Raw genomic sequence first — 9172 nt, 5'->3', positions numbered from 1 at the left:
CGGCGACTCCTACGATAATGCGATGGCAGAGAGTATCAACGGGTTGTACAAAACGGAGGTTATCCACCGCGGGAGCTGGAAAAACCGGACGGAAGTGGAGTTGGCCACGCTGGACTGGGTGGACTGGTACAACAACAGAAGGCTGCTCGGGCGGCTGGGTTACATCCCTCCTACTGAAGCCGAAATGAACTATTACGCTTTGCAATTAGCATCAGAGGAAGCGGCGTAGTATTGCCAAAATTACTCTCTAATAAACTCGGGGTTATTCAACCGACGATACCGCAGACGCCGTGTACGCCAAACACATCACAAACGTCATCCACTTTCAGCCATTTCTTCAGGGTGACCACACCCCACAGGCCTGCTGCGCCACCGACCAGACCGATGACCAGCGCACCGCCAACACCGACGGTACCGGCAGCCGGGGTGATGGCAACCAGACCGGCGATACAGCCGGAGCACGCGCCCAGTAATGAAGGTTTACCGCGCAGCATCCACTCGACAAACACCCAGGACAGGATGGCGCCGGCGGTGGCCATAACGGTGTTGATAAACGCCAGCCCGGCAATTTCATTGGCGGCGCTGGCGGAGCCGGCGTTGAAACCGAACCAGCCGACATACAGGATAGCGGTACCGGTAAACACCATCGGCAGGTTGTGCGGTTTAAACGCTTCTTTACCAAAGCCGGCGCGTTTGCCCAGCAGGTAAGCGCCGACCAGCCCGGCGCTGGCGGCATTGATGTGCACTACCGTACCGCCGGCGAAGTCCAATGCCCCAAGCGATGCCAGGAAGCCACCCGCCCATACCATATGCGCCATCGGCAGATAGGAGAAGGTCAGCCATACCACCACGAAATCAGCACCGCCGAGAAACGGATGCGTTCCGCCAGCGCGCCAACGATCAAGCCGACGGTAATACAGGCAAAGGAGCACTGGAAAGCAACATGAATCAGCTGATAGAAACTGCCGGTCAGCGCGGTCACACCGATGCTTTTCAGCATTATCATGCTGAAATCGCCGAAAAAGGCGTTACCGGTGCCGAACGTCAGCGAATAACCATAGATCATCCACAGCACACAGACCAGGGCGAAAGTGACCGCCACCTGTGTCAGCATTGACAACACGTTTTTCCCGCGCAGCAAGCCACCGTAAAAAAGCGCAATCCCCGGCAGGGTCATAAACAGCACCAGCGCGGTGCTTATCATCATAAACGCGTTATCGGCCTTGTCGGCCACAGGTGCCGCAGCCATGACCCAGGACGGCAACAGTGCCGCAGCGCCAACAGCGGTGAGTGAGACTAGTTTCTTCATTTTTTTTTCATCCCTTTCTACAAATAACGCATAACGTTAAAGTGCCGCTTCGTCGGTTTCGCCGGTACGAATGCGAATAACCCGCTGAAGTTCAGCAACAAAAATTTTGCCGTCGCCGATCTTACCGGTGTAAGCCGCTTTGCTAATGACATCAATCACTTCATCGAGCTGATCATCAGCAATAGCGATATCAATTTTCACTTTCGGCAGGAAGTTAACGCTATACTCAGCGCCGCGATATAGCTCGGCATGGCCTTTCTGACGCCCGAATCCTTTTACTTCAGTGACCGTCAGCCCCTGAATACCCACTGAGGAGAGCGCTTCACGCACATCTTCCAATTTAAATGGCTTAATCACCACGGTTACCAGCTTCATATGTACCCCTCGAAAATTGAGTCCCGACTCGCGACCACTACGCCCAACTAAAGCAAAGCATGTGCCACAAATGTTTCGACATAAAAATTTACCGTTAGCAGGCTATTCCTTTGGCGGCTGCCCGTTGCCAGGTTGGGCGCCAGGGTGAAATTGAAAAGATCAGCAACGCGGAAATGCACCAAATGAGTGCTTAATGCCAAAAAACGGTGCGTCTGTCACATAAATGGCACATTAATGCCCATTCACAGTGCGTATTTGGCCCAGCGGGCATCCGATTGCCGCCAATGCTTAGCCAAGGAATACGGTGGTACCGGGCCGCCGTGATAAGACAGGCGGTAGCACCGTGAGAAGGCAAGCGTTAGCGGCGTGGTTAGGCTGGCGGTAACGCCGTGGCAAGGAGGCACTAGCACCGTGAGAAGGCAAGCGCTATCGGCGTGGGAAAGCGGGCGGTAACGCCGTGGAAAGGAGGCGCTAGCGGCGTGGGAAGGCGGGCGGTAGCGGCGTGAGAAGGCAGGCGGTAGCGGCGTGAGAAGGCAGGCGCTAGCGGCGTGGCAAGGCAGGCGCTAGCGGCGTGGAAAGGCAGGCGGTAGCGGCGTGGCAAGGCAGGCGCTAACGGCGTGGGAAGGCAGACGCTAGCGGCGTGAGAAATGGCGCTGACAGGTGCGCACCGCGCCAAGGCGTCTTCAGCCGGACAGTGCCTGAGGCTCTTCGGCGTGCAACGCCTGGCCCGCCTGTTGCAGTTGATACATTTGATAATAGCGGCCCCGCGCCTGCAGCAAGGCGGCATGGGTGCCGCGCTCCACCACCTCTCCGAGATGCAGCACCAGGATCTGGTCCGCCTCAACCACTGTTGACAGCCGGTGGGCGATCACCATGAGCGTGGTATGGCGCCGCACCACCTGCAGCGCGCGTGCAATCGCCTGTTCGGTACCAGAATCGATATTGGCGGTAGCTTCGTCAAGGATCAGTATCGCCGGCGTAGAGACCAACACCCGCGCCAAGGCCAGCAGTTGCTTTTGTCCGACCGACAGCGTATTGCCCTGCTCACCCAATTCAGCGTGCAGCCCGCCCGGTAAGGTGCGCACCAGCGGTGCCAGTTGCACCTGTTCAAGCGCGTGCCAGACCTGTTGCTCGCTGAGCTCCCGTCCGAGGGTCACATTGGCATAAACCGTTTCAGCCATGACCACCGGATCCTGCTGCACCATCGCTACACCCTGGCGCAATACCCGGTGGCTGAGGGTTTCAATCGGCCGGCCGTCCAGCAACAAGGTCCCTTGGTTTACCGGGTAGTAACCCATCATCAGGCTGGCCAGCGTGCTTTTTCCGCTGCCGGTATGCCCCACCAGGGCGATAAAACTTTTCGCCGGCGCCGTTAGCGAAATGTGGCGCAGCACCGGCAGTCCGCGACGGTAAGCAAACTCAAGGTCGCGCACCGCTATCGCACCGCCGCCAAGGGGACGCTCATCCTGACCATAATGCTGTGCGGGACCATCCATTAATTCAAAGATACGCTCCCCCGCCACCGCTGCCTGCTGCATGATGGACTGCTGGGAGGTCAGCTCAATAAGCGGCTCGTTCAGCCGGCCGAGGTAGTTGATAAAGGCGTAAAGCACCCCCACGCCTATCGCCCCGCGCGGGCTGAGCCCGAACAACAACAGCATACCGCACAAAATAAGTGCGAACAGCAGGCTGAGCATCGGGCGCAATAAGTAGCCCTCCAGCCGCAGCGTCGCCATACGGGTTTGCAAGTGGGCATGGCTCGCCTGCTGAAGCTTGGCGCCAAAACGCTGTTGCTGACGGAATTGCTGAATGACCCCCATACCGTTAATGGCTTCATTGAAACCATTATTGATATCGGCGACATAGGTCCGCAGCCGCCGGACAATCGGCGTGCTGTAATGCTGATACAGCCACATCACCACAATGACTACCGGGAACAAAATCAGCGAGATGCACGCCAAGCGCCAGTCCAGTAAAAACATCGCCACCAGCATGGCACCGATTAACGCCACGCTGCGCAGCACGGATGCGACCACCGTGACGTACAGATCTTTCACCACTTCAGTATCGTTAGTGACCCTGGAAATAAGCTGCCCTACCGGCTGGGTATCGAACACGCTTAATGGCTGGCGCAGCGCGGCGTCCATGACTTCCGTACGCAGTTGCTGCACCACGCTTAACGCCGTGCGGTTAAACACTAGCGCCTGATAATAGCGCAGCGCGGCCGCCAGCACCTGCAGCGCAAGAAAAACCAGCACCAGGCCGGCCACCGTCCAAAACGGCATCATTTTCTCCGGCAGAATATGATCGATGAAATAGCTAATCACTATCGGCCCGGCAACCTCCGCCGCCGCCACCAACCACAGCATCAGGACCGCCAACGTTAACGGCCTGCGGTGCGGCCGGCCATAGGCAAGCAGCCGCTTGAGGGTCGGCCAGAGGCTAGTCCAGTTGTGCATCGCCCGTCTCCTTGGGGTCCTGTTCAAGCGCGGCTTCCAGTTGCTGATAGCGGTACATGTCCCGGTACCAGCCAGGCTGGTGCTGCAGCGATGAATGGTCGCCGCGCTGGCTGACTCGACCTTGTTTTAACACCAGTATCTCGCTCGCGCCCTGCAGCGCCGACAGCCGGTGCGCGGTAATAATTACCGTCCGGTGAACGCCGAAGCGCCGCAGGTTATGCAATATGTTATGTTCGGTGCGCCCATCAACCGCCGACAGCGCGTCATCCAGGACCAGGATCTCCGCCTCCAGCAATAGCGCGCGGGCAATCGCCAGCCGCTGTTTCTGACCGCCGGACAACATGACGCCGCGCTCCCCGACCTCTGTTTGGTACCCCTGGGGAAGGCGCAGGATGTCCTCATGCACGCAGGCCAACCGCGCCGCTTCTTCAATTTGCTGCGCCGTGGCGTCCGGGCGGCCTAGGGCGATATTGCTGGCAACGCTGTCGGAAAACAAAAAAGGCGTCTGACTCACCACCGCCAGCCGGCTGCGCCATTGATCAAGCGCCAGCGCGGTCAAGGGCAATTCGTGAAAGCGTATCTCTCCTTCGCTAACGTCAAACTGCCGCAGGATCAGCGCCAGAAGGGTACTTTTACCAGCGCCGGTAGGACCGCACACGCCCAGCATCTGCCCGGGAGCCAGCGTCAAATGGATGGCCTGCAGCGCAGGGTCCCGGGCGTGGGGATAACGAAAAGCCCCTATCGCCACACTCAGGGTTCCCCGCCCCGGCGGAAGGGATAACGTGCCGTCCTCAACCTCCGCTCGTTCTTCCAGCGTCTGGCGAATGCGGCTATAGGCTGCGCTGCCGCGCTCGACGATGTTGAACATCCAGGCAAGGGCGAGCATCGGCCAGATCATCAGGCCCAGATACATAATAAAGCTGGTCAGTTGACCCAGCGTCATGGCGCCGCGCATCACCAACCAGCTGCCGCCGCCGACCGCCAGTAAATTGGCTAGCCCCACCGTCAAGTAGATAGTCGGATCGAAGCGGGCATCCACCCGCGCCACGCGCATGTTTTTGTCGCCGGCCTCTGAGGCCACGGCGGCAAAACGCGCCGACTGATGCTGTTCGAGGCCGAAGGCCTTGATCATGCGGATGCTGGCCAGATTTTCCTGCGCCTGATTATTCAGCGAGGAAAACGCCGCCTGCGCCACGCGAAACCGCTGGTGCAAACGCTGACCGTCCCGTTTGATAATGACCGCCATTACCGGCATCGGCAGGAGCGCCAACAAGGTTAATTGCCAGCTGATTTGCAGGCTCATCACCAGCAACACCGAGCAGCCCATCACCAGTGAATCCACCAGCGTCAGCACGCCTTCGCCGGCGGCGAAAACGACGCGGTCAACATCGTTCGTGGCGCGCGCCATCAGATCGCCGGTACGGTGGCGCAGATAAAAGCCCGGCAGTTGCCGGCTGAGCAGATGATACAGTCGGTCGCGCAGCTCCACCGCCAGCCGGTAAGCAGCGCCAAATAACAAAATGCGCCAGACATAACGCAGCCCGTAGACCAACACTGCCGTTACGGCCATCACCCCCAGCCACAGTGCCAATTGACGCCCGGTGGCCTGACCCGCTACTACGCTATCGATAATAATGCCCACCAGCCGCGGCGGGACTAATTGTAATAGCGCGATGATTATCAACAGCATCACAGCACCCAGGTAGTGCCGCCACTCGCGGCGAAAGAACCATCCTAATTGTGCAAATAATCTCACGTGGCGTTATTCCAAAATAAATAGGGCCGGATCGCCGCGCCGCGCGCCGGGCAGCATTGTCGCGGTATTATACCGTGATTAAGGAATTAATGCTGGCATCAGGCCCGGCGATAACATTTATTGGCGTCTGGCGCGACGGCGTTAACGATCGAGACGTTTAACGCTTTTTGGCGCCGGGACCCTAGCGAAAAATACATTCAAACGGGCTATCAGCAGTTTTAATAAACCATTAATATTAAAATTAAGAGAAATATTTTCTACTATTAGCCACATTGAGATAAAAAAAAGCAAAGCCTTTTCCCGCCGTTCCGGTTAGGCTATATTCAGACTCATTATAAGGACTATAAGCATGTCGTCATGGCCAGCCCAGGCGGTAAACGAGATAGCGTGTGATTTCCAACGCTCTGCGGATACCCATTTGATCCGGCTTACGTTGCCGGCCTTCCCCGATATTATTTTCTATCTCAAGGATGAAAGTACCCATCCCTCCGGCAGCCTGAAACATCGGCTCGCCCGTTCCCTGTTTCTGTACGGACTTTGCAACGGCTGGATCCAACAAGATAAACCTATTATTGAAGCGTCGTCCGGCAGCACCGCCGTTTCCGAGGCGTACTTCGCCCGCCTGTTGGGGTTACCCTTTATCGCCGTCATGCCGGAATGCACCGCACGACGAAAGATTGAACAAATCGAGCACCACGGCGGCCGCTGCCATTTCGTCAGCCACGGCGGATTGATTTATGACGAGGCGAAACGGCTGGCGCGCGAACTGAACGGCCACTATATGGACCAATTCACCTATGCCGAGCGGGCTACCGACTGGCGCGGGAATAACAATATCGCCGAAAGCATCTGGCGTCAGATGGCGCGGGAGCCCTTTCCTCAGCCCTCTTGGGTGGTGATGAGCGCCAGTACCGGCGGCACCTCCGCAACGCTTGGACGCTATATTCGTTATCAGGGTCACCCTACGCGTCTGATGGTCGTCGACCCGGAAAATTCGGTGTTTCACGCTTTTTTTCGCCAAGGCGATCCTAACCTGACTCATAATCGGCCGAGCCGTATTGAGGGCATCGGCCGGCCGCGGGTAGAGCCATCGTTTATCTCCGGCGTGATTGATGAGATGATGACCGTCCCCGACGGCGCCAGCATCGCCACGCTTGGATGGCTGGAACCACTGCTCGGCCGTCGCGTTGGCGGCTCTACCGGCACCAACATGTGGGGCGCGCTGCAATTGGCCAAACGGATGCGCGCCGCCGGTGAAGCGGGAGCCATAGTCACGCTGTTGTGCGACGGCGGTGAACGCTATAGCGACACTTACTATCAACCGGCGTGGGTAAAGGAACATATCGGCGATATCCGTCCATGGCAGTCGGCGCTGGAAAACCTGTAACGCCACTCGCCCGCCGAATTCTTCGCCAGCCGCTACTGTTCATCCGCGGGCAGAGACAGTACCCTATAGCCTTTGCCATAAGGAGTGAATGGGACAGATGAAACGAGCGGTAGTGGTGTTCAGCGGCGGGCAGGACTCAACAACCTGCCTCATCCAGGCGTTAAGTCAATATGACGAAGTCCATTGCGTCACCTTTGACTACGGCCAGCGTCATCGGGCGGAAATCGACGTCGCCCGCACGCTGGCGTTGCAGTTAGGCGCCCGCGCGCATAAAGTGATCGACGCCGGCCTGCTTAATGCACTGGCAGTCAGCAGCCTGACCCGCGACAACATTCCGGTTCCGGGCTACGAAGATACCCCCGACGGCCTGCCCAGCACCTTTGTCCCCGGCCGAAATATCCTGTTTTTAACCCTGGCCGCCATTTACGCCTATCAGGTCGAGGCCAGCGCGGTTATCACCGGCGTTTGTGAGACTGATTTTTCCGGTTATCCCGATTGCCGCGATGACTTTATCAAAGCGCTAAATGCCGCAGTCAACCTCGGTATGGCGCGCGAGCTGCACTTCGTCACGCCGCTGATGTGGCTGGACAAAGCCGAAACCTGGGCGCTGGCGGATTACTATCACCAACTCGATCGGGTGCGCCACGATACGCTGACCTGCTATAACGGCATCAAAGGCGACGGCTGTGGACAGTGCGCGGCCTGCCACTTGCGCGCGCGCGGGCTGGCGGCCTACCGCGCGCAGCCCCAGGCGGTCATGGCCTCACTGAAAGCCAAAACCGGCCTGCGCTAAGCGCAACACCAACGCCAAAAACGGCAGCGACAGTCTGATGACGCAAAGGCAGCATCGCATCCCTGAATCGTCACAAGGTGCCGCCAAGGACAATTTCAGTGCCACAAACCGCAGCCAAGTGGGCTAAAAGCATTATTGCCGCCCTGGCCGCATCAGGGCGACTCCGCCGCCCTATGCCGTAGACAACAGCGATAACGCCTTTCGTGGACCCGAAGTAGGTTGCGCTTGCGGTCCACGCCCACGGCGCCTACAGCTTTAAACACTCTTTGAGCCGCGCCATCGTCGCCGGGCCGATACCTTTAACCTTTTCCAGATCCTCAATTTGCGCAAACGGCCCGTGCTGATTACGGTAGTCAATGATCGCCTGACCCTTTTTAGGCCCGATGCCTTTTAACCGTAAGCGCCCCACGAGGGCCGTAGTGTAAATATTATTTTACGATTGAGAGGTTCCAGGGCAGCAGTTCATGCACTCGGTTCGACTGCCAGTCGCTGATCTTGCTGATCACATCACGCAACCAGGCCTCGGGCTCAACGCCGTTCAGTTTGCAGGTGCCCAGGAGGCTGTAGATGATCGCCGCTGCCTCGCCGCCTTTGTCAGAGCCGAAGAACAGATAGTTACGCCGGCCCAACGCAACCCACCGTAAGGCGTTTTCGCAGATGTTGTTGTCGATCTCCACCCGCCCGTCACCGCAGAACACATTCAGCGCGTCCCACTGCTTCAGCATGTAGCTGAACGCCTTCGCCATCTCCGCATGCACCGACAGCGTTTTCAACTGCCCCTGGATCCACTCGTACAGCGACTGCATCAACGGCAGGCTCTTTTCTTTTCTAGCCGCAAGCCGCATTTCCTCCGGACTGCCCCGGATATCGGCTTCGATGGCATACAGTTCGGCTATCCGCTTGAGCGCCTCGGTCGTCATATCCGTCGGCCGGCGGGCATGCTCGTCGTGGATTTTTCGCCTTGCCTGTGCCAGGCACGCCGCTTCCTTTACCCGGCCCGTTGCGTACAGCGCATCATAACCACCATACGCATCCGCCTGCAGCACACCCCGGTATTCCGCCAGGTGCCGCTGCGGGTGGGCACCCTTGCGGT

The 9172-nt window shown here is 58.2% G+C and carries 8 protein-coding genes and 1 pseudogene; 3 read left to right on the top strand and 6 right to left on the bottom strand.

Going from position 1 to position 9172, the window contains the following annotated elements; genetic code table 11:
* Positions 1-229: integrase core domain-containing protein (locus CINSTRO3249_RS09275; RefSeq protein WP_143146879.1), on the top strand; the 229-nt coding region annotated here is incomplete at its 5' end.
* Positions 230-269: 40 nt separating this feature from the next.
* On the opposite strand, the pseudogene amt reads toward CINSTRO3249_RS09275, so the two are convergent.
* The 4 genes and pseudogenes from amt to CINSTRO3249_RS09255 form a co-directional block, all read right to left on the bottom strand.
* Positions 270-1309 (bottom strand): annotated as a pseudogene (amt, locus tag CINSTRO3249_RS09270) (ammonium transporter); the annotation flags it as partial.
* A gap of 36 nt (positions 1310-1345) precedes the next feature.
* Positions 1346-1684 (bottom strand): P-II family nitrogen regulator, encoded by a 339-nt coding sequence (gene glnK, locus CINSTRO3249_RS09265; RefSeq protein ID WP_002208627.1) that lies wholly within the window; start codon positions 1682-1684, stop codon positions 1346-1348.
* Positions 1685-2367: 683 nt separating this feature from the next.
* Positions 2368-4143, bottom strand: a complete 1776-nt coding sequence (locus CINSTRO3249_RS09260) for a SmdB family multidrug efflux ABC transporter permease/ATP-binding protein (RefSeq protein WP_074013072.1) — start codon at positions 4141-4143, stop codon at positions 2368-2370.
* A complete protein-coding gene (locus CINSTRO3249_RS09255) occupies positions 4127-5899 on the bottom strand; it encodes a SmdA family multidrug ABC transporter permease/ATP-binding protein (protein WP_074013071.1) in 1773 nt (590 codons plus the stop codon). Before CINSTRO3249_RS09255 ends, CINSTRO3249_RS09260 begins: the two co-directional genes overlap by 17 nt.
* A 349-nt stretch (positions 5900-6248) precedes the next feature.
* On the opposite strand from CINSTRO3249_RS09255, the gene CINSTRO3249_RS09250 reads away from it, so the two are divergent.
* Both CINSTRO3249_RS09250 and queC read left to right on the top strand, forming a co-directional pair.
* On the top strand, positions 6249-7286 hold the full coding sequence (locus CINSTRO3249_RS09250) for a PLP-dependent cysteine synthase family protein (protein ID WP_074013070.1): 1038 nt from the start codon (positions 6249-6251) through the stop codon (positions 7284-7286).
* A gap of 97 nt (positions 7287-7383) precedes the next feature.
* Positions 7384-8079 carry a 7-cyano-7-deazaguanine synthase QueC gene (gene queC, locus CINSTRO3249_RS09245; RefSeq protein WP_074013069.1) on the top strand — a complete coding sequence of 232 codons (696 nt, stop codon included), beginning with the start codon at positions 7384-7386 and terminating at the stop codon, positions 8077-8079.
* Between the two features lie 247 nt (positions 8080-8326).
* On the opposite strand, the gene CINSTRO3249_RS09240 is transcribed toward queC, so the two are convergent.
* Together CINSTRO3249_RS09240 and CINSTRO3249_RS09235 are read right to left on the bottom strand one after the other, a co-directional pair.
* Positions 8327-8488, bottom strand: coding sequence for a ComEA family DNA-binding protein (locus tag CINSTRO3249_RS09240; RefSeq protein ID WP_371441376.1), 162 nt, complete (start codon positions 8486-8488; stop codon positions 8327-8329).
* 19 nt (positions 8489-8507) lie between these two features.
* A partial coding sequence (locus CINSTRO3249_RS09235) for an IS66 family transposase (protein ID WP_074013068.1) occupies positions 8508-9172 on the bottom strand: 665 nt, incomplete at its 5' end.

This window comes from Candidatus Sodalis sp. SoCistrobi, from assembly GCF_900143145.1.
In the GTDB taxonomy this organism is placed as follows: domain Bacteria; phylum Pseudomonadota; class Gammaproteobacteria; order Enterobacterales; family Enterobacteriaceae; genus SoCistrobi.
The sequence above is the reverse complement of the archived record's forward strand: the minus strand, read 5'-3'. Positions and strand labels throughout refer to the sequence as shown.